Here is a 26,467-nt window from a genome sequence, read left to right as displayed (position 1 = left end):
TTTTATTTAAAACAGAGAGCATGCTGCGGGCCTCCAGGCTCGCAGTACCCCTTCTTTATTTTACCGGAGCGTAATGATGAATATGAAAAGTGTCGAAGATGTGTTTATTCACCTCCTGTCCGATACCTACAGCGCTGAGAAGCAGCTGACCCGCGCGCTCGGCAAACTGGCTCGTGCTGCCTCCAGTGAAAAACTGAGCGCAGCCTTTAGTGCACACCTTGAAGAGACGCAGGGACAGATTGAGCGTATCGACCAGATTATCGAGCAAGAATCTGGCCTTAAGCTCAAACGTATGAAGTGCGTAGCAATGGAAGGCCTGATTGAAGAGGCCAATGAGGTCATCGAGAGCACCGAGAAAAATGAGGTGCGTGACGCCGCATTAATTGCCGCAGCACAAAAAGTGGAGCATTACGAAATTGCCAGTTACGGTACCCTCGCCACATTAGCAGAACAACTGGGCTATAAAAAAGCCGTTAAACTTCTGGCCGAAACGCTGGAAGAAGAGAAAGAAACTGATCTTAAACTTACCGACCTGGCCGTAGGAAATATTAACCAAAAAGCGCAAAAATGACGCTATAGCAAAGGTTAAATAAAATGAGCATCAGTCCCAGGACTATTAAACGGTGCCATTTAACGGCAGCAATAATATGGTTCATACTCGCTATCCCTTCCGTTTTATGGTGGAAGAGCAGCGTGCTATGGGTCATTATCATCAGTATCTACGCCAATATTGTCGGCCATTTATCTGGCTACAGTGCTGCGCGTGCCGATCAGGCTGCTGAGAGTGAGACCAAATAAGCGACACCATAATGAGGACATTATAATGAATCACGTAGAACACTACCATGACTGGCTACGCGATGCCCATGCGATGGAAAAGCAAGCCGAATCTATGCTGGAATCCATGGCCAGCCGTATCGATAATTATCCCGATGTTCGCGCCAGAATTGAGCAGCATATTAGTGAAACAAAGCGACAAATTACCTTACTGGAAGAGATCCTCGACCGTAATGATATTTCTCGTTCGGTTTTAAAAGATTCGATGAGTAAAATGGCGGCGCTCGGACAATCCATTGGCGGGATGTTCCCCTCTGATGAGATCGTCAAAGGGTCTATCAGCGGCTATGTTTTCGAACAATTTGAAATAGCCTGCTACACCTCCCTGCTGGCCGCGGCCAAAAAAGCGGGCGACATGGCTTCCGTGCCCGCCATCGAAAGTATCCTGGCGGAAGAGCGCGAGATGGCCGACTGGCTGATTCGCCACATTCCACAGACCACCGAACAGTTCCTGCTGCGTTCAGACGCATCCGGTGTCGAAGCAAAAAAATAACCTCAGGAGAGAAGACATGTTTCGACACGTCAAACAATTACAATATACGGTTCGGGTTGCCGAACCGAATCCCGGCCTTGCCAATTTATTACTGGAACAATTCGGCGGTCCTCAGGGCGAGCTGGCCGCCGCCTGCCGTTACTTTACTCAGGGGTTGAGTGATGACGACCCGGGTCGTAAAGATATGCTAATGGATATCGCGACCGAAGAGTTAAGCCACCTTGAAATTATCGGTACCCTGGTGGGTATGCTTAATAAAGGGGCTAAAGGCGCACTGGCGGAGGGCGTGGAAAATGAAGCCGAGCTGTATCGGTCCATGACCGAAAACGGTAACGACAGCCATATCACCTCCCTGCTTTACGGTGGCGGTACTCCGTTGACCAACTCCGCCGGGGTGCCTTGGACGGCAGCTTATGTCGACACCATTGGCGAGCCGACCGCCGATCTGCGCTCAAATGTGGCTGCCGAGGCCCGAGCGAAGATCATCTATGAACGGCTGATTAACGTCACGGACGATCCGGGCGTGAAGGATGCGCTGGCGTTTCTGATGACGCGTGAGGCAGCGCATCAGCTCTCCTTTGAGAAGGCGCTTCAGTCCATTCGTAATAATTTCCCTCCGGGAAAACTGCCGCCAATCGAGGAATACACCAACAAGTACTACAATATGTCTGAAGGTGGGGAGGTTCGCGGAAGCTGGAACAGCGATAAACATTTCGACTACGTTGAATCCCCCCAACCTGCCGTTGACGGCGGAGACGGGAGTGCAAGCGTGACGCTGACGACCGAACAGGCCACGCTGGTCAAAGCGATGTCGGCCCGCACGAAGTCCGATCCACATTCCGACCCGCTGACCGGCGCCGAACTGGGTGCCGGGAAGAAAAAACCGTAACCGATTTTGCCAGGCAGCCCCGGACTGCCTGGCAATCCTCGTGCGCAACAGTTCCAGAGGTACGGACCATGTTCGAACTCGACGCATTTCACCTCGCCAGAATCCAGTTCGCTTTTACCGTCTCGTTTCATATTCTATTCCCGGCGATCACCATCGGTCTTGCCAGCTATCTGGTGGTGCTCGAAGGGATGTGGCTTCGCACCAAAAATGAGGTGTGGCGCTCGCTGTACCATTTCTGGCTAAAGATATTTGCCGTTAACTTCGGTATGGGGGTCGTTTCCGGTCTGGTCATGGCCTATCAGTTCGGCACTAACTGGAGCGGATTCTCACAGTTTGCCGGCAGTATTACCGGCCCCCTCCTGACCTATGAAGTCTTAACCGCCTTCTTCCTCGAAGCCGGTTTTCTTGGCGTGATGCTGTTCGGCTGGAACAAGGTCGGCCCGGGCCTGCACTTCTTCTCGACCTGTATGGTCGCGCTGGGTACGCTGATGTCCACCTTCTGGATCCTCGCCTCCAACAGCTGGATGCACACGCCCCAGGGGTTCAGTATTCAGAACGGTCAGGTTATTCCGGAGGACTGGCTGGCCATCATTTTTAACCCCTCCTTCCCTTACCGTCTCATTCACATGGCTATCGCCGCGTTCCTGAGCAGTGCGCTGTTTGTGGGGGCGTCGGGCGCATGGCATCTGCTGCGCGGCAACGACACGCCCGCGATACGCACCATGTTTTCCATGGCGATGTGGATGGCCCTGCTGGTCGCGCCCATTCAGGCCGTCGTCGGTGATATGCATGGCCTGAATACCCTCGAACACCAGCCGGCCAAAATTGCCGCCATCGAAGGTCACTGGGAGAACCCACCAGGCGAAGCGACACCGCTGCTGCTGTTTGGCCTGCCGGATATGGAGCAGGAGCGCACCCGCTACGCGCTGGAAATTCCTGCCCTTGGCAGTCTGATTTTGACCCACAGCCTGGATAAACAGGTCCCGGCACTGAAAGACTTCCCGAAAAAAGATCGCCCGAACTCACCGATTGTTTTCTGGTCATTCCGCATTATGGTCGGCATGGGTCTACTGATGATCACGCTGGGTCTGGTCAGCGTCTGGCTACGCTATCGCCATCGACTCTACCAGTCGCGGCCCTTCCACTGGTTCGCGCTGTGCATGGGACCGGCGGGCCTACTGGCGCTGCTGGCCGGCTGGGTCACCACCGAAGTGGGTCGTCAGCCGTGGGTGGTGTATGGCTATCTGCGCACAATCGACGCGGTCTCGCTGCACAGCACGCTGCAGATGAGCATCAGCCTGCTGGCCTTCTTTGTGGTCTATTCGTCGGTGTTTGGCGTGGGCTACGTCTACCTGATTCGGCTTATCAAGAAAGGTCCGCAGCCCGTTGATACCTTGACGTCAAATACCTCGGGCACCCCTGCCCGTCCGCTGTCTGCCGCTGAGTCTGTTCCGGAACAGGAGAGAAACTGATGGGCGTCGATATCTCAGTTATCTGGTTTGCCATCATCGTGTTCGCCACGCTGATGTATATCATCATGGATGGCTTTGATTTGGGCATCGGGCTGCTTTTTAACTTCGTGGGCGATGCCAGAGAGCGTGACGTAATGGTCAACAGCGTAGCGCCGGTGTGGGACGGCAACGAGACCTGGCTGGTGCTCGGCGGTGCGGGGTTGTTCGGCGCGTTTCCGCTGGCCTATGCGGTGATTATCGATGCGCTGACCATCCCTCTTACCGCCATGTTAATTGGCCTTATCTTTCGCGGCGTGGCCTTTGAGTTCCGCTTTAAGGCAACGCCTTCGCACCGCAAATTCTGGGACTACGCCTTCGCCGGCGGCTCTTTGCTTGCCACCTTCAGCCAGGGGGTGGTGGTGGGAGCAGTGATTAACGGCTTTGACGTTGAGGGCCGGCGTTTTGTCGGCTCCGCCCTTGACTGGCTAACGCCCTTCAATCTTTTCTGCGGCATCGGGCTGGTAGTGGCCTACACCCTGCTCGGCACTACGTGGCTTATCATGAAAAGTGAAGGCGCGTTGCAAAACCGCATGCGTGAACTGACCCGGCACGTGCTGCTGGCGCTGGTGGTGGTGATCGCGGTGGTGAGTATCTGGACGCCGCTCGGCTGGCAGTACGTTGCCGACCGCTGGTTTACCTTCCCCAACTTCATCTGGTTCCTGCCGGTTCCCCTGCTGGTAGGCGTGTTTAGCCTGTGGATCTGGAGACTGACGCGCAACCCGGCCAGCCACTCGCGTCCCTTCCTGCTGACCCTTGGGCTGATCTTCCTCGGATTTAGCGGTCTGGGAATTAGCCTGTGGCCTAACATTATTCCGCCGCACATTACCCTGTGGGAGGCTGCGGCACCACCGGCCAGCCAGCTATTTATGCTGGTCGGAACATTACTGATCATTCCGGTGATTCTGGTGTACACCGCCTGGAGCTACTACGTTTTCCGGGGCAAAGTTTCCGACACGGAAGGTTATCACTGAGGTGAACTATGGCAGATTGGCACACCCGAGCCATTATTTATCAGATTGATACTGCACTCTTTTATGATTTAAACGGCGATGGCTGCGGGGACATCGCCGGGATTGGCGCAAAATTGCGCTACATTCGCCGCATGGGGGCGACGGTTATCTGGATCACCCCTTTCTACCTCACCCCGTTTCTGGATGAAGGCTACGACGTCAGCGACCATCTGCAGGTTGATCCTCGCTTCGGAAAGCTGGCCGACATTATCGCCTTTATTGAACAGGCCCGGGAGCTGGGTATGCAGGTCATTATTGAGCTGTTGATTCAGCACACCTCGGACGCCCATCCCTGGTTTCAGCAGGCGCGCCGCAACCCAACTTCACCTTTTCGTGACTATTACATCTGGTCGGATAATAACGAGGACGATATCTCCCCGATGTTTCCCGGCGTGGAAGAGAGCGTCTGGACATGGGATGACGAGGCCGGGCAATACTACCGACATATGTTCTATCACCACGAGCCCGACCTGAATCTGAGCTGCCCCGCGCTGCTCAACGAGATCGAAAATATTATCCTCTTCTGGCTCAAGCTCGGGGTGTCGGGATTTCGCCTCGATGCCGCAACGCACCTGACCGCGCAGGCAGGCGGCGGTGACGAGAAAAAGGGGTTATGGATCCTGGAGCATATGCGCCGCCTTATTGAAGCACGTAATCCGGAAGCGATCCTGCTCGGTGAGGTGGACGTCGACGTGGAGGCGTATAAAGACTATTTCGGCGAAAATAACCGTCTGAATCTGGTGCTGAATTTCTGGCTCAATAAGTATTTCTACGTCAGCCTTGCCAGGAAAAGCGCCCGACCGCTGCGCAATGCCATAAGGAAGATGATTGTCCCGCCTGACTCGTGCTGCTTTGCCAACTGGCTGCGCAATCACGATGAGTTAGATCTGGAAGGGATTGGTAAAAAAGAGAAACAGATTGTGGTCGACACCTTCGCCCCTGACGAAGAGATGAACGTCTACCAGCGCGGGATACGACGCCGTCTGGCACCGATGTTAAAGGGCGATCAAAAACGGCTGGCGTTCTGCCACGCGGTGCTCTTCTCACTCCCAGGCGTGCCGGTCATGCGCTACGGCGATGAGATTGGCATGGGTGATGATCTGACGCTGGAAGAGCGCTATGCCGTGCGAACGCCAATGCAGTGGGCGGGGTCAGAAGGCGGTGGCTTTTCAGCAGCGGATCCTGAGCGGTTTATCGCCCCAATCATCGATCGCGGTCCCTGGCGTTATCAGAAAATCAACGTGGCCGATTCCCTGCTGCACCGCAATTCCCTGCTGCACCGGATCATCGACATGGCCAATACGCGCTCTGAATTTCCGGAGATTGCTGTCGCACCGTTTCGTCTCATCAATATTGATGATGACGCGGTACTGGGCATTTATTACGAAGCCGAAGCGCGCAGTATCCTGACCTTCGTTAACTTTAGCGACAAGCCGGTCCAGTTTACCGCCCGCGGGATCCGTCACGCCACCTGGACCGCCTGCCTGGCGGATAAACGCTATGACGACGCGCTGATCTGTGGCAAAACCGTCCAGCTTACCCTCAGCGGCTACGGCTATCGCTGGTTCTGGACTAACCGTAGCGCGCTGCGCTGATTACCTTTTACGCCGGGTCATCAGCCGCGTCAGCACAACGCCCGCCACCGCGAGGGAGCCTAACAGGACTTTCCCGGGCACACCTGACGTGATCGCCGTGGCGCGGTTTTTCGCTTCCGGGGTAAAACGTCCATGGATTTTATGCAGGTCGTTGACCGGCTGGTCGAGATAATCCTGGCGATCCCGGTCATTCAGATCGTCAGTCATCTGACCTTCCCAGGCCTTCTTCACCATCAGCCGGTCCAGGAAACCCGGGAAGAGGAATTGTCCGACGATCGACTGAATGGTACTGCTGCCCACCCACAGTTCGCGCACCGGTTTTTGCGCGACCTTAAAAATCGCGCTCGCGGCAACTTCAGGCTCAAACACCGGCGGAACCGGACGCATAGACCAGGCGAATTTGTTTCTTGCCCAGTCAAACTGCGGTGTATTCAGCCCCGGCATCTGCACCATTGAAAGCTGCACCCGGCTGTTCTCATGCATCAGTTCCGTGCGCACCGCATCGGTGAATCCCCGAATCGCCGCTTTGGCGCCGCAGTAGGCCGATTGTAACGGGATCGAGCGGTAGGCCAGCGCGGACCCGACCTGAATAATCACGCCGCGATCGCGTGGCACCATCAATTCCAGCGCGGCGCGGGTTCCGTTTACGAAGCCAAGATAGGTCACGTCAGTGACGCGGCGAAATTCATCCGGCGTCAGGGTACGAAACGGTGCCAGCACAGCACCCATCGCATTGTTAACCCACACATCAATCGCACCGAGGCGATATTCAATCTCGTTTGCCGCGTCCACCACCGCCTGGCTGTCGGCGACATCCGCCTGTACCGCACAGGCTTTGACGCCAAATCGTGTTAACTCCTCCTGGGTCGAGTGCAGGCTTGTCTCATCGCGGGCAATAATGCCCACATCGTAGCCTGCCTTTGCGAAGTGCAGCGCCGTTGCCTTCCCCACACCCGCCGTACCGCCGGTAATGACAATCACGGCCATAGAACCTCCGCGCTAATTTACTCGTTATCCCAGCCTGATAATCTGGTCACTAATTCAGACAATGAATACTGCACCGCCTTCTCTACCACATCCTGGCAGTCGCCGGAAAACAGGACGGTACGGGTTTCCGTGTGTCCGCGAAGGTTCCAGGCGAAGCAAACGGTCCCTGCCGCCGTGCCATCGTCGCCCCCTTCTGGCCCGGCATAACCGCTGATGGCAATACTGACATCTGCCTGGGCAATCTCCAGGATCCGGGCGGCCATTTCAGTTACCGTCTGTTCACTCACGGCCGTATACCGTTCAAGGGTCTCAGGACGCACGCCCAGAATGCGCTCTTTTGCGCCGTCACTGAACACGACCAGGCCGACATCATAAAATTCGGCCGTGTTCTCTTCAGCACAAAGGGCGACGGAGAGTTTTCCGCCGGTGCAGGATTCTGCCGTGGTTAAGCGAAGCCCTAGGTCTGTCAATTTGCTCGCCACTTTTTTGGTCAGTTCGGCGACGGTATAATTGTTATCGTGGTGAAGGTTGCTCATTTCGTGGCCTCTTACTTCTCAAAAGGAATGATTGAAATATGACCATTGCGCTCAAGAATGGCATATTTAATTTCACTCAGCTGCGTAACACCATTATTCTGGCGTGCCGATACCAGAATATCATCACAGGAAACGTCGACTTTTTTGAGTTTATCTGCTAACGGCACGCCGTTCTCAACCAATATCACCGGAGTACCATCAAGAATATTTTCTACCGGTGAGAAATATTTTTTCATTATCCCAAAGATAATATCCACTACCACCAGCGTGGTAATGGTAATCATTGCGCCGGTGACCGAAAAATCTTCCCCGAGCAGCGCCTGTTGCGTCGCCTCACTGATAATTAACAGGAGAATCAGATCAAAGCTGGTCATCTGCAGCAAAGCGCGCCGTCCGGCAACTTTAAATACCACGACGAGGAACAGGTAAATAGCCAACGCACGAAAGACCATATCCATATCAGCCTCCTACGGGTAAATTAATTGCCAGAAAGGGATTTCCGGCTCGTTGTTTATGCGAACGACATTGTTCCATTTACCTGCGCGTGCAGGGGTCGTGAAAAGTAAGACAGAGAAGTTGTCGGACATTTTCAGGTTGTTATAAACAAAAAAGAGCGTATTCCCGCGACTGAACATGCTGTCCGGTTGCGGCCAAACGCTTCCTGGCTCGTAAACATCGTTGCTCTCGCTGGTCACACTCAGGGTGTATTTCCCTTCTGTTTTGACCGGGAATGAAAGGTGGATCTTCGACTCCGTCTGGCGTCGGCCAAAGCGCTCGTAGTTGATGGTCAGCGACTTTGCCGAGTTTGTTCTTTGCGTATCACTCACCACTCCGCTTGAAAAGAAACCCGCTATCGCCGCAACGATAATGGCCAGCAGGACAATAAACCCCACCTGACGAAATCCATATTCAAACGTCAGCAATCGGTAATTCTCATCTATCCCAGGTAACTTATCACTTTGACGCTTCATGGCGGCTATCACCGTTTCGCTTATTAACCGATATTTTTGATTTCAAAAGCGAATGTTTTTAAGACTTATCACATTTGCCACATAAAGGAATAGCAACAATACTTAATAAGTCAAGACACACAAAATGAAGGATATCAGATGAAATTATCGCTTATTTCCGCTTTTTTGATATTTCTGGTACCGGCCGCATGGGCAGATAATAACGGCGGGTTACAAAAAGGTGAAGCACCGCCACCGCCGCACGCACTGGATAGCGGTTATCGCGGAACCGATGACGCACGAATTATGACCATCGATCATGCAAAAGAAATGCATGATGGTGCGACTATTTCATTACGCGGAAACCTTATTGACGGTAACGGCGATAAGTTTGTATTCCAGGATAAAACCGGAAAAATAGACGTTATTATTCCCCAGGCAGTATTCGACGGCAGAACAGTAAAACCCGATCAGATGATCAGTATCAACGGATCGCTTGATAAGAAATCATCGCCACCTGTCGTGCGCGTCGATCATTTGCAGAAATAATTCAGCGAAGCGTTAACGCTGCAACTATCCATCAAATCTCACCCCTTGGCTTAAGGAGTCAGCTATGAGTGATACTACACAACGTCAGAACGCTTACCCGCAACCCCCTTTCCCGGAGCAACCGCAAACGCCGCCGGGACTGGCATCAGAAATGCAACCCGTACCCGACCACGGGGAAACGAGCTATAAAGGGCATGGCCGCCTTGCCGGCAAGAAAGCATTGATCACCGGAGGTGACTCCGGTATTGGTCGCGCAGTCGCGATCGCTTACGCCCGTGAAGGGGCTGACGTCGCAATCAACTATCTGCCTGAAGAAGAGAAAGACGCGGTTGACGTCATTGAGCTTATCAAAGCGGAAGGACGCATTGCCGTCGCGCTGCCGGGTGACATACGTGATGAGACGTTCTGCCAGAATCTGGTAGAAGAGGCGGTGGCCAAACTGGGGGGACTGGACATTCTGGTGAATAACGCCGGTCGTCAGCAATACCGGGAATCCCTTGAAGAGCTTACCACGGAAGATTTTGACGCGACCTTCAAAACCAATGTCTATGCGCCTTTCTGGATAACCAAAGCGGCGCTGCGCCATCTGAAACCGTCGGCCTCTATCATTAATACTTCCTCGGTCCAGGCGGTTAAGCCCAGCCCTGTGCTGCTGGATTATGCCCAGACAAAAGCCTGTCTGGCGGTATTCACCAAATCCTTAGCGAAACAGCTTGGTCCAAAAGGAATACGCGTCAACGCGGTTGCCCCGGGTCCTTACTGGACGGTGCTGCAATCCAGCGGCGGCCAGCCGATGGAAAAAGTGAAAGAGTTTGGTGGTGATACCCCGCTGGGACGTCCGGGTCAACCTGTTGAGATCGCACCGCTCTATGTCACGCTGGCCTCGGATGAATGTTCATTTACCTCCGGTCAGGTATGGTGCTCTGACGGCGGTGATGGCGTGATTTAACCCGGCTATACACTGACGTAACGCTCTCAATGTGCTCGAAAAGAACAAGGACGTTCTTCCTCTCCCCCCTGCCAAAAAACATGTTGTAACTCAAACAGATCAAATGTTAAAAATATTTTGCTATCAAGTTATCAAAATTAAACAACTTAGCTTGTCACCCGCATCGCTCTGTTTTTAACATCGCCTATGGAAAAAAATGGTCTGTTCAGTCAGCGCATACGCTTGCGCCATTTGCATACATTTGTGGCCGTCGCTCAACAGGGAACGCTGGGGCGAGCGGCTGAAACTCTCAACCTAAGCCAGCCTGCGCTCTCCAAAACGCTGAACGAGCTGGAACAACTCACCGGCACCCGTCTCTTCGACCGCGGTCGGCTGGGGGCACAACTCACCCTCGTGGGTGAACAATTCCTGACGCACGCCGTCAAGGTTCTCGATGCGCTGAATACTGCCGGACAGTCGCTCAACCGCAAAGAGGAGCACGCCACGGAGATTGTGCGCGTGGGTGCCCTGCCAACGGCGGCGCTCGGCATTCTGCCTCCGGTCATTGGACAGTTCCACAAACATCAGCGGCATACCACTATTCAGGTTGCCACCATGAATAACACTATGCTGCTCGCCGGGCTAAAATCCGGCGAACTGGATCTCGGTATCGGGCGCATGTCCGACCCCGAGCTTATGGGCGGGCTTAACTACGAGCTGTTGTTCCTGGAATCCCTGAAGCTGGTCGTGCGTCCCGGTCACCCCCTGCTGCAGGATACGGTGACGTTAAGCCGCGTGATGGAGTGGCCGGTGGTAGTATCCCCAAAAGGCACCGTTCCGCGTCAGAACGCTGAGACACTGCTGCAGATGCAGGGCTGCTCACTGCCTTCAGGTTGCATCGAAACGCTGTCGGCCTCACTTTCGCGCCAGCTTACGGTGGATTATGATTACGTCTGGTTCGTTCCCTCCGGCGCGGTGAAAGATGATCTCCGCCAGGGCACGCTTACCGCACTGCCGGTGACGTCGCCAGGTGCGGGCGAACCTATCGGTATATTAACCCGCGTGGATACCCCGCTCTCCCCGGGTGCGCAGACGCTGCTCAGCGCCATCCGCAAATCCATGCCTGCCTGAGACGCCTTTACAACCTCAACCACTAACCCGTCCTGTCGACGGGTTTTTTGTTTCTGTGGTCAAAAAATGCGAAATCATCCATTAACAATTGCGTAAAACAATTTAACAGTTTTATCATAGCCTCGAATTCACCAAATGGTTCGCATGCTATTTGTTAAACAGGAATTCAACCGCACATGATGCGGATAAACCGTATAAAACCTCATCCCCCTCCGCGATTATTACCCAATTGGTACATATTCGGCACCGTTCCGCAACGCGGGGGATTTAAAGGAGACAGAAATGGCATTTGGCAGCGCGCCACGTGGGATACCCCGTATCCTGCAGTGGCTCCTTGCCGGACTGATGACGCTCATCGGTCTGGCTGTTGGCGGCTTAGGTTTAAAGCTTGTTACCGTAGGCGGAAGTGGGTACTTCCTGATCATGGGCGTGGCGATGGTGATTGCCGCCGTTCTGATTTTCATCAACCGCGCCAGCGGGATCGTCCTCTATGGCATCGCGTTTATCGCCTCGCTGTTCTGGGCCGTCAGCGATGCCGGATGGGATTTCTGGCCGCTCTTCTCGCGCCTCTTTACATTTGCCGTGCTGGCCTTCCTCTGTGCCATCGTCTGGCCGTTTATGCGCGCCGCAAACCACAACGCCCCGAATAAAGCACCGGCGTTTGGCGTCGCGGCCGTTCTGGCGGTCGTGATGCTGGTGAGCCTCGGCTGGATGTTCAAGCCGCAAACGCTGGTGGTGGCGAATGAGCCGGTACCGGTAAAACCGGTCGCACCGGGTCAGGAGCAGAAAAACTGGGCGCACTGGGGCAATACCACCCACGGTGACCGCTTCGCCGCCCTCGATCAAATTAACAAACAAAACGTGAACGATCTGAAGGTGGCCTGGGTTGCCCACACGGGGGATATTCCTCAGAGCAACGGCTCCGGTGCGGAAGATCAGAACACCCCATTGCAAATTGGCGACACGCTGTATGTCTGTACGCCGTACAGTAAAGTCCTGGCGCTGGACGTCGACTCCGGTAAAGAGAAATGGCGTTACGACGCGAAAGCCTCGGCACCGAACTGGCAGCGTTGCCGCGGTCTGGGTTATTTTGAAGACCACAGCAGCGTGACAACGTCACAGGCAGATGCACAGCCTGCGGCCTGCCCTCGTCGTCTGTTCCTGCCGACCACCGATGCGCGACTGATAGCCATCAATGCGGATAACGGCAAAGTCTGTGAAGACTTTGGCGATCGTGGCACCGTTGACCTGAGCATCGGGATGGGGGAAATCAAGCCGGGCTACTATCAGCAGACCTCCACGCCACTGGTCGCGGGGAATGTGGTGGTGGTCGGCGGTCGTATCGCGGATAACTTCTCCACTGGCGAACCGCCGGGCGTCGTGCGTGCATATGACGTTCATACCGGTAAGCTGGCATGGGCATGGGATCCGGGTAATCCGCAACTGACCGGCCTTCCACCGGAAGGACAGACCTATACACGCGGCACGCCGAACGTCTGGTCTGCCATGTCTTACGATGCAAAACTGAACCTGATCTATCTGCCAACCGGCAACGCCACGCCAGATTTCTGGGCGGGTGAGCGTACGGCGCTGGATGACAAGTACAGCTCCTCCATCGTGGCGGTGGACGCCGCCACCGGTCAGGTGCGCTGGCATTTCCAGACCACCCACCACGACCTGTGGGACTTTGATCTCCCTTCCCAGCCGCTGCTGTACGATTTACCCGACGGTAAAGGTGGCACCACGCCGGTGCTGGTGCAGACCAGCAAGCAGGGCATGATCTTTATGCTCAACCGCGAAACCGGCAAGCCCGTGGCGAAAGTGGAAGAGCGCCCGGTACCGGCCGGTAACGTTGAAGGTGAACGTTACTCCCCGACCCAACCGTACTCTGTTGGCATGCCGATGATTGGCAACCAGACGCTGACCGAATCGGATATGTGGGGGGCGACACCAGTCGACCTGCTGCTATGCCGCATTCAGTTTAAAGAGATGCGTCACCAGGGCGTCTTCACCCCACCGGGTCTCGACCGTTCCCTGCAGTTCCCGGGCTCCCTTGGCGGGATGAACTGGGGCAGCGTCTCAATCGACCCGAACAACAGCCTGATGTTCGTTAACGATATGCGCCTGGGCCTGGCAAACTACATGGTACCGCGTGCCAACGTGGCGAAAAACGCCAGCGGCATCGAAATGGGTATTGTGCCTATGGACGGTACACCGTTCGGGGCTATGCGTGAACGCTTCCTGTCGCCGTTGGGCATTCCGTGTCAGAAGCCACCGTTTGGCACCATGTCAGCCGTTGACCTGAAATCAGGCAAGCTGGTGTGGCAGGTTCCGGTCGGTACGGTGGAAGATACTGGCCCGCTTGGCATTCGCATGCATATGCCGATCCCAATCGGTATGCCGACCCTGGGCGCGTCACTCGCTACCCAGTCCGGTTTGCTGTTCTTTGCCGGCACCCAGGATTTCTACCTGCGCGCGTTTGATACCGCCACCGGGAAAGAGATCTGGAAAGACCGTCTGCCGGTCGGTAGCCAGTCCGGACCGATGACCTATGTTTCACCGAAAACCGGTAAACAGTACATCATCATCAACGCGGGGGGTGCCCGTCAGTCGCCGGATCGCGGTGATTACGTGATTGCCTACGCGCTGCCGGATAAGCAGTAACGCAATAAAAAAGGGACCTGACGGTCCCTTTTTTTTCACCCGTTTACCCCGGACGACTCAGAACGTTTCCCAGTTATCACCCGACACCGCAGGCGCAGGACGTAAAGGTGCGTTTTTCACCGCTGGCGCAGACGAGACTGAACGGCCAGGCTTTGCGCCACTCAGACGAAATGCCCCGACAGCCTCGGTCAGACGCGCGCCCTGTTCTTCCAGGGAGGCCGCCGCCGCAGAGGCTTCTTCCACCAGCGAGGCGTTCTGCTGCGTCACTTTGTCCATCTCCGAAATCGCCTGGCTGACCTGCTCGATACCGCGGCTCTGTTCGTCGGAGGCGGCGGCAATTTCCAGCATAATATCGGTGACGCGTTTCACCGCATCGACGATGTCGTTCATGGTGTTGCCCGCGGCGACCACTTCACCGGAACCCTGATCGATCAGGGAAACCGACTCGTTGATCAGGCTTTCAATCTCTTTCGCGGCATTTGCACTTCGGCTCGCCAGGGTACGCACTTCGCTCGCCACCACCGCAAAGCCGCGTCCTTGTTCACCCGCACGCGCTGCTTCTACTGCCGCATTGAGCGCCAGGATATTGGTCTGGAACGCAATGCTGTTAATTACTGCAGTAATCTCAGAGATCTTCTTCGAACTGGTGGAGATATTGCTCATCGTTTTCACCACGCCGGAGACCATCTGGCCGCCACGGCTGGCTTTACCGGAGGCATCTTCCGCCAGCTTGCTGGCATGGTGCGCGTTATCGGCATTTTGTTTCACCGTCGCGGTCAGCTGTTCCATACTTGCGGCAGTCTGCTCAATGGCGGCCGCCTGCTGTTCGGTACGGGATGAGAGATCGGTGTTGCCAGCCGAGATTTCACTGGTTCCACGATAGATCTCTTCCGCCCCCTGGCGTACGGTGCCAACCGTGGTCTCCAGCGAGTGCTGCATGGTTTGCAGGTCGCGCGTCAGTCGGCCAATTTCGCTGCGCCCGGCGACATCATCCGGCATCGTCAGGTCGCCTTTCGCAATGTTCTCGATTCGCGTGGCAGCACGCTGAAGCGGATTGATGACCGTGCGGCGCAGCACGATAAAGGTCAGCGCAGTCAGCACCAGCGCCAGGGCAAACGCCCCGACCATAAACATCAGGCCCAGCTGCGTGCGGCTGTGCGCCTGCGCCGTCAGGGCATTGGCCCGGTCGGTACGGATCTTAATCGCCTTCAGCAGGACGGCGTTATAGGCGTCATCCAGCGGGCGCGCGGATTCGTTTTCATGGTTAATGATCGCTTCAAACATGCCGTTTTTGGCAAATTTAACCATCGGCTGAAGACCTGCGATATAGGCGTCAAAGCGTGTTTTCAGTTCGGCATCCAGTGCTTCATCCTCCGCCGTACGAACGGGGCGGTTCATGTACGCATTAAAGCCATCCTGAGACTGCTTAATACGTTTTTCCGCCTCGCTGATGTTCTGCTTCATTGCATCCATCTCAGCGATACGGCTGGCCGCGCCAGCGTGGATCATATTGATACGCGCGGTGCGAAGATGGTTAGAACTGTTCGACAGCCCCATACGCACCTGAATTTCTGATGTGACATCCTGCTGATCGGCGTCTGCCTGCAGCAGGAAATAGCCCGCCAGACCTGAGCTCAAGGCGAACAGCAAAATAATGCCACCGAGAATGGAGGAAAACAGCGGAACCAGCCTGATATGATGCAAAAAGCTCAGCGTGCGCTGCGCCTGCACCGTTGTTGTGTTGTCCATGACCGTCGACTCTCTTGTAGGTAAGATGCGTAAAAACACGCCTGTAAAATAGTCATCGGCACGGCTGGAGATTAGCTTACGGCTAAAAGCGCAAGGCAGGTCACACTTTAGAGAAGATTATGCAGGAAACGCCAGCGGCAAAAAAACCGCTGGCAGAAGAGTTACTTGTCGCCGAAGTGAATCACGGTACGGATGGACTTACCTTCATGCATCAAATCGAACGCATCGTTGATTTGCTCCAGCGGCAGGCGATGGGTAATGAACGGGTCGAGCTGAATTTTCCCGACCATTGCATCTTCCACCATGCCCGGAAGCTGGGTGCGCCCTTTCACGCCGCCAAACGCTGAACCACGCCACACACGGCCGGTCACCAGCTGGAATGGACGGGTTTTGATCTCCTGGCCCGCACCGGCAACGCCAATGATGATGCTCTCACCCCAGCCTTTGTGGCAGCATTCAAGCGCGGAACGCATCACGTTAACGTTACCGATACATTCGAAGCTGAAGTCAACGCCGCCATCGGTCATCTCAACGATCACATCCTGAACCGGCTTATCGTAGTCTTTCGGGTTCACGAAATCAGTGGCACCCATTTGGCCTGCCAGGGTGAATTTCTCCGGGTTAGTATCGACAGCGATAATACGACCCGCCTTCGCCTGCACCGCCCCCTGGATAACCGCCAGACCGATACCGCCCAGACCGAACACCGCAACGGTGTCGCCCTCTTTCACTTTTGCGGTGTTATGCACCGCGCCAATCCCGGTGGTCACGCCGCAGCCCAGCAGGCAAACTTTATCCAGCGGCGCCTGTGGGTTCACTTTCGCCAGCGAAATTTCCGCGCACACGGTGTATTCGCTGAAGGTACTGGTGCCCATGTAGTGATAGATCGGCTCACCGTTATAGGAGAAGCGAGTGGTACCGTCTGGCATCAGACCTTTACCCTGAGTAGCGCGAACCGCCTGGCAGAGGTTAGTTTTGCCGGATTTACAGAACTTACACTCACCACATTCTGCCGTGTACAGCGGAATCACATGGTCACCCGGTTTCAGGCTGGTCACGCCCTCGCCGACTTCCACCACAATCCCGCCGCCTTCGTGGCCGAGTACCGCCGGGAAAACGCCTTCAGGATCGTCACCCGAAAGGGTAAACGCATCGGTATGGCACACGCCGGTATGGGTAATTTTGATCAGGACTTCGCCTTTCTTCGGCGGAGCCACGTCGATTTCAACGATTTTGAGCGGCTGGCCGGGGCCAAATGCGACAGCAGCGCGAGATTTCATAATGTCTCTTCCCTTATTGTGAGGTCTGTGGGTTTATTTTAGATAAGAGCGCAGCAAATGGCCGACTTCTGCCATGCGAACGGCCCGCTGGTCCGGCGTTGTTTCCCCGGTCACCAGCTCATCTTTGAGGTGAATTTCAACCATTTCGCCCATCAGCCCATTCGCAGCACCGCGCACGGCGGCAATTTGCTGCAGGATGGCCAGACAGGGGTCGCCCGATTCCAGTGCACGCTCAAGAGCATCAACCTGCCCTCGAATGCGGCGGACGCGCGTCAGAATACGTTTTTTATCTGCGGGTGAATGCGGCATACGCCCTCCTGATACTATAGGGGGGTATTGTATCTTTTAAAACAGCTTTATGTAAACATTAGGTTTTACGTGGTTATCGTGTAGTTAGCTGAGAGGGTCATCAGCCAGAATTGCTGCTCAGGGTTAGTTCATCTCCTGCGATTTGCTCATAACCACGACCAAAGGATGCAGAACGAATCGTGTGGCTAAACTTCCCTTCCCTTTCTGCCCGTATCTGGGTTCACCAGGTGAATATATCTGTCGCCACGTTTCCTCCGGACGTAAAAAAACCCGCCTAAGCGGGTCATTTTTTTAGCTAAAAATCACGGGTATTTTTTCTTCAATTCATCAAGCTTGTTACCGTCTTCCTCTGTAAACATTGTTGCATCAAACAACGCCCGCTTATCAGTACCGTCTACTCTCATGACTGTCACAGTGAAAACAGCGTCGCTTGGGGCATAAAGTTGACCCCATTCAGAATTTTTAGGCGGAGCCAGAGCCCATGTAGCTTCTTCATTCGGTTTAAGCCCGTCAGGAATATCGTAAAAGAACTTACTTTCCAACCAGGGATCTGAGTGTCCGCTGCTTGCTATCACTCCATGCAGGTAGGCTCTGGAAATAACGTTTTCACTCTTGTTTTTTACAACCAGTCTAATTACGGGTTGTGGCTCACCGTCTGCCTCAGGCTCCCTGGTAAATCTGGCTGATAAAACCTGGATTTTCTTCAGCTCCTCTTTAGCCATATCTGAGTCAGCTTTTTTCTTTTCTAGCGTTTTAATTTCCTGAATTGCCTGTTCTTTCTGCTTAAGCTCTCGCTCTGCTGTTACTTTCTGAGCATAAGAAATGACTTCCTCAGCAGTCTTTCCCGACAGGGGTTCGCGCATCTTTTTGCTGAGGTCTTCTTTGTCATTGTCTGATGAGGCATGCATGAGATCAGCCATGTTGATGTTACTGAATGCCACAACTTGCAGAGCGCTATCAAACTCCTCCCGCTTATTCTCCGGAAGTGACTCTCTGACTTTAGCTATAGACGATTTCATTGCATCATCAGTTGATGAGTCAATTTTAGGTTTATCGCAACCGGCAAGTAAGCAGGAAAGTAATATCACGCCAACAATTTTTTTCATGTCCCTATTCCATCAGTAAAAATTAGGAACAATCTTATCAGGAATTGGTGCATTGATAAAATAAGCATATAGAACATTAACTTGATTCAGTTGCATTCCACACGTCTGGTGATTATCAACGCCAGGCGCAGGGTCGTTTTCACCATGCCTTCTGCGTTTTGGCTGCGGCCATCACATCCCGCGCATTCATCACAATAAAAAAGGCCACCGAATGGCAGCCCTGGTCGTTAGGTATTTATCAATATCGTTTCATGGTGCCGACTGGCGTCCTTTCTGACCAATCAGGCCTCTCGCCAGCCATGATCGCACGCTGTTGGGATGGCGTCACAGACTGGGTTATCTCTGGCATAGCCTTGTATTCAGGTTTTTGAGGTGGGCTGAGAACCAGATCGGAACTACAACCTGTCAGCAAAAAAATCGCAAGAAGAGAGGAATTAAACTTGTGCACTCTATACCCTTCCAATGGGATAAAAAATTAAAGAAAGAATCGTGGTGTCGGGTGCATCCCAGTGACTCTCCCCAGGTAAGCAAAGACGCGTGTATACCTGCGGACAGCAGTAGTCTGGAACGTCCTCTCGTCAGAGAGGATTCACCACGGAAATAAATTATGTCGAATTTATTCCTTCGGTCAATGCGTGATTGCTGCGAGTCGTCGCAGGATCGGGGGAATATGAGGTGACGTGATCGGAGCCATAGAAAAGAAACGTGGATGTTTACGTTCGCCGGGGTTTGCCCTGAACGTTCACTTTCTTCGGTTACGGGACTACAATTCAATAAATTTCATTCACATAGAGTTGATACGATGAGTACAACCCCCTTTATCCGCCCTCAACTTACCCTGCCAGACGGCGCCGACAAACTGCTGCTGCACTCCTGCTGCGCCCCCTGCTCGGGAGAAGTGATGGAGGCGATCCAGGCGTCGGGAATTGATTACACCATATTTTTCTATAACCCCAATATTCATCCGCAAAAGGAATACCTCATCCGTAAGGAGGAGAATATTCGCTTTGCGGAAAAACACGGCGTGCCGTTTGTCGATGCCGATTACGACACCGATAACTGGTTTGAACGCGCTAAGGGCATGGAATGGGAACCCGAGCGCGGCATCCGCTGCACCATGTGCTTCGATATGCGTTTCGAACGCACAGCGTTATATGCGGCAGAAAATGGTTTTCGCGTCATCAGTAGTTCATTAGGGATCTCCCGCTGGAAGAATATGCAGCAGATAAATGACTGCGGCCAGCGTGCGGCAGCGCGCTATCCGGGGATGGTCTACTGGGACTACAACTGGCGCAAACAGGGCGGTTCCTCGCGCATGATTGAGATAAGCAAGCGAGAACAGTTTTACCAGCAGGAATATTGCGGGTGCGTGTATTCGCTCAGGGACAGTAACCTGCACCGCAAGTCTCAGGGCCGCCCGCTTATCCGGATTGGGAAACTGTATTACGGTCAGGATGAGAATGAGAAATAAAGGGTTTATGGCATAGAGATATATCCGAAAACAGGAGGATTTTGTGCCAATTTCCGCCCTGCGTCCCTTAAAACGCAAAAGAGAGGCTATCCTTATACTATCAACACAAGGAGGCAAAAATGACTGATTTCAATACTGATAAAAATACACAGTTTGCAGAAGACAAAGCGAAAAATAAACTCGATGAACTGGCAGGCTCAGCCCAGCAGCAGTTTGGCGATTTCGTTGACTCCCCTAAGCATCAGGTTAAAGGTGCTGCCAAAAAATATGCCGCACAGGCCAGCGACGCCGTTTCCGATGTCACTGAAGCGGTGAGAAATAATCCCCTGACGGGTTTAATTGCTGCGGGGGCGGTAGGTATTGTTCTCGGCCTGTTACTGGGTCGAAAATAAATAAAGGCCCTTCGGGGCTTTATTTTTGCGCTTTAGCTAAACAATCTGACCATGCGATCTAATTCGTCTTCTTTCACCGCCCGCGACAGATAATAGCCCTGAAAGCTTTTAACCCCAAGGGCGACTAACTTCTCAAACTTCTCTTCGCTATCCACCCCTTCAGCAATACAATCCGTGCCGGTCATATCGCTGTATATCTGTATCGCTTTAATAAGATTATAATCATTATCATTCGCCACAAAATGCTCGACGATATCCCGATCAAGCTTTAATCCATCAAAATGCACCTGCCTTACCGGGAACATGGTTTGATGGTTGGAAAAGCAGTCATCGAGAAACAGCCGGCACCCGGTATTGCGTAAACGCCGCATGGTTTCTGGGATCGTCCTATCCTTGGTCACATCAATATCTTCGGCAAATTCAAAGACCAGTTTGTCGGCCCACTGCGGATTGAGCAGCATCGCCACAGCCTTTTTGGCCATGTCGGGAAGTGCATTACCCGAGGCAAGTCGCGGGGGGATATTGACGGAAAAATAATATTTACCGTTATATTTATTAATACCTGACACCGCAGCATGAATCACTAGCGCAGTAATTTTTAGCCATATTTCCTGGCTTGAAATATCAGTAAGAAAATTAACTGGCTTGATAATTTTACCATTATTATTCCAGCGAATAAGTATCTCAAACCCCACCCCTTTCTTATAACGATCGGTTATGATCTGATATGCAGGGAATATCTCTCTTTTTAGCAATGCATTATAAACCGCCGTCTCTTTGGCAGAGAGACTTTCTTTTTGCGTTAACCGTTCCGTGCTGCCTTCCATTCTTAAGGCATGCGGATCTTTCAGCCAGCGTCGGATCTGGTGTAATTTTTTCACCCCTTCCTTACGGTGGGTATAAACCGTTTTATTAGACAGCCCCATTTTTTCACACTGCTCTTTTACTGACATTCCGCGATAAAAATTTAATAAAACACTTACCTCTCTTTCGGTTAAACCTTTTACGTTTTCCTGATAAGACACCCCCCAGTATTGGTCACGCAATGAACGTGAGTTATCCTTAAATACGTCATTATGCATACGAAAACAGGTCATAACATCAGACACGCTGGCTATACGAATCACTGAAAGCTGGAAAGTATTATTTAACAGATTCCCCAGCGTTCGATACAGCCAGCCATCCGGCATTTCCCCGTACAGGGTTACCTTTCGAATAACAGGAAGTTTATTTAGCACGCAAGCGAGTCGCTTCAGGCTCTCCAGCAGAGAGACCACACCTTTTCCGAGAAACACCGAGATTTGAGCGTTTTGACTGCTAAGGATATTTTCCAGATCCTGCCGGGAAGGTTCATCCCCCTCAAAACGAACGTGCGAAGCGTCTATACCGTACTGTTTAAGCAACAGACTGTACCCCTGAAATGTGAAATGGCAGGTTGAGATGACAAATTTTTGCTCATAAAAAGCAGCATTTCTGAAAGAAATATTTTGGGTCATAACCTGCTCCTGGGCACAAAAACACATATCCCATTTGTGAATGTAACAAAATATAAAAACCCTGTTGTTGATAATAATTTTACAGTACACCATCAGGTTAAGAAACCGTTATCAACGTGACTAACGAGAACATCTTTGTGTTAATCACCGCCTGTATTCATATGCAGTATAAATATAAAATTCGCATCAAATAATAACGGTAAATATGTCAATCTCAAGGTATAATGAAAAATCCGAAAGAAGACTGGATACTTCATCTATCGGCTCATTCATATAAGAGACAAACGCTATGGATAATCATATCTCATCCAGGGCCTTGCTACATCGAAGGGATGTCATTAAAAACAATCCGCGATTCAGTGAGGCAATAACAGAGCACTACACCATTAATGACGCCATCTACAAAAAACAACCTTTGTTCTACAAAACGATGCTTCAGGAATCACGGTTCAACATTATTCTTTCCATGTGTTGTTTTATCTTTGGAAATCAGGCTGAGTCAGTATCAGAAATTAAAGAATTATGTTCCCGTTATAAAATAGCCAGCCCCAACAGTGTGATTGCGATCATCACCTTGCTCAGAACCACCGGGCGTATCAAGACCTGGCGCTGCAGTGAAGACAGACGCAAAACGAGAATCGCACCGACTGAAAAGGGACTCAATGAACTTAAACGCTACATGTCCGGCGCATTTTTGCCGGTAAGTATTCTTTTCCCAAAGTTTAATATCAACGTTAATCTGCTGGATAACGACATCCTGCGAAATAACTTTTTCCGTCGCGCAGCGGAATACCTTTTCAGGGGATTAACGTTCAGGAAGGTTTTGCCTGAAGTGGGATTGTTTATTGATAAAGACGGAGGGCGGATGATAATGTTATATCTTTACCTGCAGGCCATAAAAAATAAAACCGCACATGGCGCAGTCATACCTTATTCAGCCAACTTACTGGCTAAAGAATTTTTTGTTTCACGGATCCACGTCAACCGTATTATCAAATCGGCGCAAGAGGCGGGTTATCTTAAAGATCAGGGTGATGGCCAGATGTCGATTTACCCGGCGTTTATAGAACTGGTCGAAAACTATGCCGGATTATACTTCGCCTATGTGACTCACTATATTAACGTTGTTCCTAAAGAACGACGCCACGTTGTTAACGTAACGTCGACGGTATAATGTTTCTGGCGTTCGGTTTCCCGAACGCCCTTTGTTTACCGTTCCCGCAGTGCCTCTTTCGCCTTATTAAGCGGTTTCAACAGATAATCCAGAATCGTTTTACTGCCTGTTTTAATATCAACGGTCGCAATCATCCCCGGAAACACCGGGAAGGCTTTGCCTTGTCTATTGGTCAGATGGTTACTGTCAGTGCGGATATAGACCCGATAGTAATACACATCCCTTTTCACCTCATCCTGAAGCGTATCCGGCGAAATCATGGTCACCTCGCCCTCCAGCCCACCGTAAATGGAGTAGTCATAGGCGGTCACTTTCACCAGCGCTTTTTGTCCCGGATGAATAAAGGCGACATCGCGCGGCGAGATTTTCGCTTCAATCACCATCTGGTCATCAAGCGGAACCAGGCTCATCAGCTTGCCGTTTGGCGGAATCACCCCTCCCACGGTTGTCACGTCGATATCCTTAACGATCCCGCGCACCGGCGCATTGAAGGTCAGTCTGGTCAACGAATCTTCACGCCCTTTCATCACCGAACGTTGCGCTTCAATCTCCGCGTTCGCTTTCGCCAGCTCTTCACGGGCGCGAACGTAATACTGGTTTTTCATCTCGGTGATTTTGTTCTCAAGCTCATTTTTTTGACGCTCAAGACGTAACACCTCCACCTTACTGGCTGCCCCCTGCGTCACCAGCGGACGGGTTAGCGACAGCTCACGCTGCACCAGTTCGGCCCCCTGCCGTAACCCCGCCAGCCCTTTTTCAAGACTTTCGCGACGAGACTGATACAGCGCCGTTTCCTGTTTGACCAGCTCAACGTCATCATCCAGCTCTGCCGGAAAAGCCAGTGCCGTGTCGTTCACTTCGGCCTTCAGACGCGAGGCGGTTGCCAGCGCGGCATTCAGGCGCGATTCACTCTCCAGCACGCTTGATTCGGTTTTCGTCCGGTCAAGCTGTGCCAGCTGCTGACCACGCTCAACGATGTCGCCTTCACGCACCAGCAAACTGTGAATAATGCCCCCCTCAAGGGACTGGATCACCTGCTCGTGCGAAGAGGGGATCACCTTGCCGCTACCGGTGGTGACCTCATCAAGGCTGAACAGGCTTGCCCAGGTGATAAATACCGCCAGCAGGGCGAACAGCGACCAGGCGACCCAGGTTGACCGCGGCAAGCGTGGCTCCTTCAGGCGGCTGTTGACGCGAGAGAAATCAGTCATGCTACGCCCTCCTCTGCTACTGGTGTCGGTTTCATGGTCACGGTACGCTGTGAGGCTTTTTGCGGCGCCATACCGTGCTGGCGAAGGATGGCGTCGCGCGGGCCATCCATGATCACCTTGCCGTTTTCCAGCACGATGATACGGTCAACCAGTTCCAGAATAGGCAGACGATGGGTCGCGACCACCAGCGTCCGGCGCTTGCCCAACCACGGTTTAAGGTGCTGGATAAACTGCTTCTCACTCATCTCGTCAAGCCAGGCGGTAGGTTCATCCAGCAACAAAATGTTCGGAGAGGTGATCAGGGCGCGAGCCAGTAATAACGCCTGACGCTGCCCGCCGGACAGGCCCGCACCGCCTTCGTTGATAATGTAGTTGAGCCCCATTTTCTGTTTGCGGACAAACTCCAGCGCACCACTGTTCACCAGCGCCTGATGGATCTCATCGTCGGTGGCCAGCGGGTTGCCCATCAGAATGTTGTCCCGCACGGAGCCAAAGAACAGCCGCGCCTGCTGGCTCAGCAGCTGCATGTCGCGGCGCACGTCAGCCGGGTCCAGGTGGTTCAACGCGATATTATCCAGCAGAATGCTGCCCTGCTGAGGCTCCTGCATCCCTGCCAGCAGTTGCAGCAGCGTGCTTTTGCCGGAGCCATTGCGTCCGAGCACCGCCACCCGCTCACCGGCGCGAATCTGCAGTTTGCTGATGTTCAGAACGGTGAGTTTTTCTTCATCGTCGTACCAGAACCCCACCTCTTCCAGCGCATAATCCCCCCGCAGATGGGCTTTATGCACCTTCTTGCCCTGCTGAGGATCGTCAATCGGGCGCTGCATCAGATCGTCGAGTCCTTTACGCGCCACTTTCGCCGACTGCCAGCGGGAGAGCACGCCTGAAATTTGCGACAGCGGCGCGATGGTCCGTGACGCGAGAATAGAGGTCCCCACCAGCGCACCGGTGGTCATGTCCCCGCTGATAACCAGGTAACACCCCACCAACAGCACCACGGCATACACAATCGACTGCACCTCCTGCGTCCAGGTCAGCAACAGCCCGGTCAGCCAGCGCTGCTTCATGCCGACGTTAGCGGCAACATCATTGGTGTTATTCCACTGATTCTGGAAGCGCTGTTCAGCGCGCATCAGCTTGATGTCTTCAATGCCCTGAACCGCTTCCACCAGCGTGGCGTTACGAATGGCAGACTCGCGCATCCCTTCGCTGGACAGTTTGCCCAGCGGGCGCTGGACCAGCAGGCCCGGGATAAGCAGCAGCGGCACGGCAAGCAGGACAACCAGTACCAGAGGACCGCCAATCATCCACAAAATGAACACAAACAGCAGGAAGAATGGCAGATCGGAGATGGCCGCAATGGTGGTGGACGTGATCAGTTCACGTACCGACTCCAGCTCGCGGATCTGGGCAATAAACGACCCGGTTGACTTAGAGCGCGCCCCGTTTTTAATCCGCAGCGCGTGTGCAAAAACGCGTTCAGAAATACGCAGGTCGGCACGTTTACCCACCACATCCGAAATGTGCACGCGCAGCATGCGCATGATGAATTCGAAAACAATGGCGATCATCACTCCGCCAAACAGGACCCACAGCGTGGCTTCCGATTGCGAGGGCACCACCCTGTCATACACCTGCATGGAAAAGACCATGCCGGAAAGGGCCAGGACGTTAGCGACCAGCGCCACCAGCATAATATCGCTGTAGCGTCGCCAGTCCTTCAGGGCCAGCTGCCAGAACCAGTTTTTCTCATACGGTTTGATGTAATCATCCACCCGGGCATCCGGCGTGGACTCGAGCGGGCGCAGCACCAGCAGTCCTGTCAACCGTGAGCACAGCGCCTCACGCGTCAGCGTCGTCTCCAGGCCGCCGTCACCGCTGAACTGCAGGCTCACGTTGCCCTCGCTGTCCATGCGGTTAATGACCGCGATTTGCCCGCCGGTAAATTCCGCAAGCAGAGGTAAACGCCACGGGTCGAGGGAGACCGCGTCGGCCGCCACCATACGCATCCCTAACCCAAGCTGGCGTGCCATCTCTTCCAGCACCAGCTGGCGTGGAGACTGGCTTTCATGGTTAATCGTGACCCGAACATGCTCTGCCGAGAAGTCCAGCCGATAGTGCTTCGCGATGATGAGCATGCCCTGCAACCAGGGTTCGTACTGTGGATGTGTCTTCATAATGTTGTGAAATCTTTTATCG

At 53.3% G+C, this 26,467-nt stretch carries 25 protein-coding genes; 14 read left to right on the top strand and 11 right to left on the bottom strand.

Annotated features, from left to right (window positions below):
- Positions 1 to 76 precede the first annotated feature (76 nt).
- The 7 genes from HV242_RS10640 to HV242_RS10610 all read left to right on the top strand — a co-directional run bounded on the left by HV242_RS10640 (position 77) and on the right by HV242_RS10610 (position 6,335).
- Complete coding sequence (locus HV242_RS10640) at positions 77 to 571, top strand: YciE/YciF ferroxidase family protein (protein ID WP_020884188.1); 495 nt, start codon at positions 77 to 79, stop codon at positions 569 to 571.
- Positions 572 to 594: 23 nt separating this feature from the next.
- Positions 595 to 798, top strand: a complete 204-nt coding sequence (locus tag HV242_RS10635; protein WP_020884189.1) for a hypothetical protein — start codon at positions 595 to 597, stop codon at positions 796 to 798.
- Between the two features lie 25 nt (positions 799 to 823).
- Complete coding sequence (locus HV242_RS10630) at positions 824 to 1,330, top strand: ferritin-like domain-containing protein (RefSeq protein ID WP_014170004.1); 507 nt, start codon at positions 824 to 826, stop codon at positions 1,328 to 1,330.
- Positions 1,331 to 1,346: 16 nt separating this feature from the next.
- Complete coding sequence (locus HV242_RS10625; protein WP_020884190.1) at positions 1,347 to 2,219, top strand: manganese catalase family protein; 873 nt, start codon at positions 1,347 to 1,349, stop codon at positions 2,217 to 2,219.
- Positions 2,220 to 2,287: 68 nt separating this feature from the next.
- Positions 2,288 to 3,691 carry a cytochrome ubiquinol oxidase subunit I gene (locus HV242_RS10620; protein WP_050736769.1) on the top strand — a complete coding sequence of 468 codons (1,404 nt, stop codon included), beginning with the start codon at positions 2,288 to 2,290 and terminating at the stop codon, positions 3,689 to 3,691.
- Positions 3,691 to 4,701 carry a cytochrome d ubiquinol oxidase subunit II gene (gene cydB, locus HV242_RS10615; protein WP_014170001.1) on the top strand — a complete coding sequence of 337 codons (1,011 nt, stop codon included), beginning with the start codon at positions 3,691 to 3,693 and terminating at the stop codon, positions 4,699 to 4,701. Before HV242_RS10620 ends, cydB begins: the two co-directional genes overlap by 1 nt.
- An 8-nt stretch (positions 4,702 to 4,709) precedes the next feature.
- A complete protein-coding gene (locus HV242_RS10610; RefSeq protein ID WP_050736768.1) occupies positions 4,710 to 6,335 on the top strand; it encodes an alpha-amylase family protein in 1,626 nt (541 codons plus the stop codon).
- On the opposite strand, the gene HV242_RS10605 is transcribed toward HV242_RS10610, so the two are convergent.
- The 4 genes from HV242_RS10605 to HV242_RS10590 are packed head-to-tail and all read right to left on the bottom strand — an operon-like array spanning position 6,336 to position 8,829.
- Positions 6,336 to 7,322 (bottom strand): SDR family oxidoreductase, encoded by a 987-nt coding sequence (locus HV242_RS10605; protein ID WP_050736767.1) that lies wholly within the window; start codon positions 7,320 to 7,322, stop codon positions 6,336 to 6,338.
- A gap of 17 nt (positions 7,323 to 7,339) precedes the next feature.
- Entirely contained in the window at positions 7,340 to 7,858 is a 519-nt protein-coding gene (locus HV242_RS10600) for a 2-oxo-tetronate isomerase (protein ID WP_014169998.1), read from the bottom strand.
- Between the two features lie 11 nt (positions 7,859 to 7,869).
- Complete coding sequence (locus HV242_RS10595) at positions 7,870 to 8,316, bottom strand: DUF421 domain-containing protein (protein WP_020884195.1); 447 nt, start codon at positions 8,314 to 8,316, stop codon at positions 7,870 to 7,872.
- A gap of 9 nt (positions 8,317 to 8,325) precedes the next feature.
- Entirely contained in the window at positions 8,326 to 8,829 is a 504-nt protein-coding gene (locus tag HV242_RS10590; protein ID WP_050736766.1) for a hypothetical protein, read from the bottom strand.
- 138 nt (positions 8,830 to 8,967) lie between these two features.
- Between HV242_RS10590 and HV242_RS10585 the strand changes: the two genes are divergently transcribed.
- The 4 genes from HV242_RS10585 to HV242_RS10570 all read left to right on the top strand — a co-directional run bounded on the left by HV242_RS10585 (position 8,968) and on the right by HV242_RS10570 (position 14,080).
- Positions 8,968 to 9,357 (top strand): YdeI family stress tolerance OB fold protein, encoded by a 390-nt coding sequence (locus tag HV242_RS10585; protein WP_050736765.1) that lies wholly within the window; start codon positions 8,968 to 8,970, stop codon positions 9,355 to 9,357.
- Positions 9,358 to 9,421: 64 nt separating this feature from the next.
- Positions 9,422 to 10,306: an SDR family oxidoreductase gene (locus HV242_RS10580; protein WP_014169994.1), complete on the top strand. Its 885-nt coding sequence runs from the start codon at positions 9,422 to 9,424 to the stop codon at positions 10,304 to 10,306.
- A gap of 186 nt (positions 10,307 to 10,492) precedes the next feature.
- Complete coding sequence (locus tag HV242_RS10575; protein ID WP_014169993.1) at positions 10,493 to 11,416, top strand: LysR substrate-binding domain-containing protein; 924 nt, start codon at positions 10,493 to 10,495, stop codon at positions 11,414 to 11,416.
- 282 nt (positions 11,417 to 11,698) lie between these two features.
- Positions 11,699 to 14,080, top strand: coding sequence for a glucose/quinate/shikimate family membrane-bound PQQ-dependent dehydrogenase (locus HV242_RS10570; RefSeq protein WP_050736764.1), 2,382 nt, complete (start codon positions 11,699 to 11,701; stop codon positions 14,078 to 14,080).
- A gap of 57 nt (positions 14,081 to 14,137) precedes the next feature.
- Here the strand turns inward: HV242_RS10570 and HV242_RS10565 are convergent, their stop codons facing one another.
- From HV242_RS10565 to HV242_RS10550, 4 genes are all read right to left on the bottom strand, one after another.
- A complete protein-coding gene (locus HV242_RS10565) occupies positions 14,138 to 15,829 on the bottom strand; it encodes a methyl-accepting chemotaxis protein (protein ID WP_050736763.1) in 1,692 nt (563 codons plus the stop codon).
- 161 nt (positions 15,830 to 15,990) lie between these two features.
- Entirely contained in the window at positions 15,991 to 17,109 is a 1,119-nt protein-coding gene (locus HV242_RS10560; RefSeq protein WP_050736762.1) for an S-(hydroxymethyl)glutathione dehydrogenase/class III alcohol dehydrogenase, read from the bottom strand.
- Positions 17,110 to 17,142: 33 nt separating this feature from the next.
- Positions 17,143 to 17,418 (bottom strand): metal/formaldehyde-sensitive transcriptional repressor, encoded by a 276-nt coding sequence (locus tag HV242_RS10555; RefSeq protein ID WP_014169989.1) that lies wholly within the window; start codon positions 17,416 to 17,418, stop codon positions 17,143 to 17,145.
- 302 nt (positions 17,419 to 17,720) lie between these two features.
- Positions 17,721 to 18,524, bottom strand: coding sequence for a DUF6694 family lipoprotein (locus tag HV242_RS10550; protein ID WP_020884201.1), 804 nt, complete (start codon positions 18,522 to 18,524; stop codon positions 17,721 to 17,723).
- A gap of 802 nt (positions 18,525 to 19,326) precedes the next feature.
- Between HV242_RS10550 and HV242_RS10545 the strand changes: the two genes are divergently transcribed.
- Both HV242_RS10545 and HV242_RS10540 read left to right on the top strand, forming a co-directional pair.
- On the top strand, positions 19,327 to 19,995 hold the full coding sequence (locus tag HV242_RS10545; protein ID WP_020884202.1) for an epoxyqueuosine reductase QueH: 669 nt from the start codon (positions 19,327 to 19,329) through the stop codon (positions 19,993 to 19,995).
- Positions 19,996 to 20,114: 119 nt separating this feature from the next.
- Positions 20,115 to 20,387 (top strand): DUF883 family protein, encoded by a 273-nt coding sequence (locus HV242_RS10540; protein ID WP_014169987.1) that lies wholly within the window; start codon positions 20,115 to 20,117, stop codon positions 20,385 to 20,387.
- Between the two features lie 32 nt (positions 20,388 to 20,419).
- On the opposite strand, the gene HV242_RS10535 is transcribed toward HV242_RS10540, so the two are convergent.
- A complete protein-coding gene (locus tag HV242_RS10535; RefSeq protein ID WP_020884203.1) occupies positions 20,420 to 21,883 on the bottom strand; it encodes an EAL domain-containing protein in 1,464 nt (487 codons plus the stop codon).
- A gap of 289 nt (positions 21,884 to 22,172) precedes the next feature.
- Here HV242_RS10535 and HV242_RS10530 point away from each other — a divergent pair, with 289 nt between their 5' ends.
- A complete protein-coding gene (locus HV242_RS10530; RefSeq protein ID WP_014169985.1) occupies positions 22,173 to 23,057 on the top strand; it encodes a MarR family transcriptional regulator in 885 nt (294 codons plus the stop codon).
- A gap of 35 nt (positions 23,058 to 23,092) precedes the next feature.
- Here the strand turns inward: HV242_RS10530 and HV242_RS10525 are convergent, their stop codons facing one another.
- Both HV242_RS10525 and HV242_RS10520 read right to left on the bottom strand, forming a co-directional pair.
- A complete protein-coding gene (locus HV242_RS10525; protein WP_014169984.1) occupies positions 23,093 to 24,268 on the bottom strand; it encodes an HlyD family type I secretion periplasmic adaptor subunit in 1,176 nt (391 codons plus the stop codon).
- Positions 24,265 to 26,445 (bottom strand): type I secretion system permease/ATPase, encoded by a 2,181-nt coding sequence (locus HV242_RS10520; protein ID WP_047955582.1) that lies wholly within the window; start codon positions 26,443 to 26,445, stop codon positions 24,265 to 24,267. The genes HV242_RS10525 and HV242_RS10520 overlap by 4 nt, the downstream gene beginning before the upstream one ends.
- Between the last annotated feature and the right edge of the window lie 22 nt (positions 26,446 to 26,467).

Origin of the sequence: Enterobacter sp. RHBSTW-00593 (assembly GCF_013784105.1) — a bacterium.
Taxonomy (GTDB): domain Bacteria; phylum Pseudomonadota; class Gammaproteobacteria; order Enterobacterales; family Enterobacteriaceae; genus Enterobacter; species Enterobacter ludwigii.
This window is presented reverse-complemented; position numbering and strand designations above follow the sequence as displayed.

Excerpts from the sequence above, each read along its gene's own strand:
- HV242_RS10560 (WP_050736762.1), bottom strand. The coding sequence starts at position 17,109 with ATGAAATCTCGCGCTGCTGTCGCATTTGGCCCCGGCCAGCCGCTCAAA.
- HV242_RS10525 (WP_014169984.1), bottom strand. The coding sequence starts at position 24,268 with ATGACTGATTTCTCTCGCGTCAACAGCCGCCTGAAGGAGCCACGCTTG.
- HV242_RS10555 (WP_014169989.1), bottom strand. The coding sequence starts at position 17,418 with ATGCCGCATTCACCCGCAGATAAAAAACGTATTCTGACGCGCGTCCGC.
- cydB (WP_014170001.1), top strand. The coding sequence starts at position 3,691 with ATGGGCGTCGATATCTCAGTTATCTGGTTTGCCATCATCGTGTTCGCC.
- HV242_RS10620 (WP_050736769.1), top strand. The coding sequence starts at position 2,288 with ATGTTCGAACTCGACGCATTTCACCTCGCCAGAATCCAGTTCGCTTTT.
- HV242_RS10550 (WP_020884201.1), bottom strand. The coding sequence starts at position 18,524 with ATGAAAAAAATTGTTGGCGTGATATTACTTTCCTGCTTACTTGCCGGT.
- HV242_RS10590 (WP_050736766.1), bottom strand. The coding sequence starts at position 8,829 with ATGAAGCGTCAAAGTGATAAGTTACCTGGGATAGATGAGAATTACCGA.
- HV242_RS10530 (WP_014169985.1), top strand. The coding sequence starts at position 22,173 with ATGGATAATCATATCTCATCCAGGGCCTTGCTACATCGAAGGGATGTC.
- HV242_RS10575 (WP_014169993.1), top strand. The coding sequence starts at position 10,493 with ATGGAAAAAAATGGTCTGTTCAGTCAGCGCATACGCTTGCGCCATTTG.
- HV242_RS10610 (WP_050736768.1), top strand. The coding sequence starts at position 4,710 with ATGGCAGATTGGCACACCCGAGCCATTATTTATCAGATTGATACTGCA.
- HV242_RS10535 (WP_020884203.1), bottom strand. The coding sequence starts at position 21,883 with ATGACCCAAAATATTTCTTTCAGAAATGCTGCTTTTTATGAGCAAAAA.
- HV242_RS10545 (WP_020884202.1), top strand. The coding sequence starts at position 19,327 with ATGAGTACAACCCCCTTTATCCGCCCTCAACTTACCCTGCCAGACGGC.
- HV242_RS10605 (WP_050736767.1), bottom strand. The coding sequence starts at position 7,322 with ATGGCCGTGATTGTCATTACCGGCGGTACGGCGGGTGTGGGGAAGGCA.
- HV242_RS10565 (WP_050736763.1), bottom strand. The coding sequence starts at position 15,829 with ATGGACAACACAACAACGGTGCAGGCGCAGCGCACGCTGAGCTTTTTG.
- HV242_RS10635 (WP_020884189.1), top strand. The coding sequence starts at position 595 with ATGAGCATCAGTCCCAGGACTATTAAACGGTGCCATTTAACGGCAGCA.
- HV242_RS10630 (WP_014170004.1), top strand. The coding sequence starts at position 824 with ATGAATCACGTAGAACACTACCATGACTGGCTACGCGATGCCCATGCG.
- HV242_RS10570 (WP_050736764.1), top strand. The coding sequence starts at position 11,699 with ATGGCATTTGGCAGCGCGCCACGTGGGATACCCCGTATCCTGCAGTGG.
- HV242_RS10640 (WP_020884188.1), top strand. The coding sequence starts at position 77 with ATGAATATGAAAAGTGTCGAAGATGTGTTTATTCACCTCCTGTCCGAT.
- HV242_RS10595 (WP_020884195.1), bottom strand. The coding sequence starts at position 8,316 with ATGGATATGGTCTTTCGTGCGTTGGCTATTTACCTGTTCCTCGTCGTG.
- HV242_RS10625 (WP_020884190.1), top strand. The coding sequence starts at position 1,347 with ATGTTTCGACACGTCAAACAATTACAATATACGGTTCGGGTTGCCGAA.
- HV242_RS10540 (WP_014169987.1), top strand. The coding sequence starts at position 20,115 with ATGACTGATTTCAATACTGATAAAAATACACAGTTTGCAGAAGACAAA.
- HV242_RS10585 (WP_050736765.1), top strand. The coding sequence starts at position 8,968 with ATGAAATTATCGCTTATTTCCGCTTTTTTGATATTTCTGGTACCGGCC.
- HV242_RS10520 (WP_047955582.1), bottom strand. The coding sequence starts at position 26,445 with ATGAAGACACATCCACAGTACGAACCCTGGTTGCAGGGCATGCTCATC.
- HV242_RS10600 (WP_014169998.1), bottom strand. The coding sequence starts at position 7,858 with ATGAGCAACCTTCACCACGATAACAATTATACCGTCGCCGAACTGACC.
- HV242_RS10580 (WP_014169994.1), top strand. The coding sequence starts at position 9,422 with ATGAGTGATACTACACAACGTCAGAACGCTTACCCGCAACCCCCTTTC.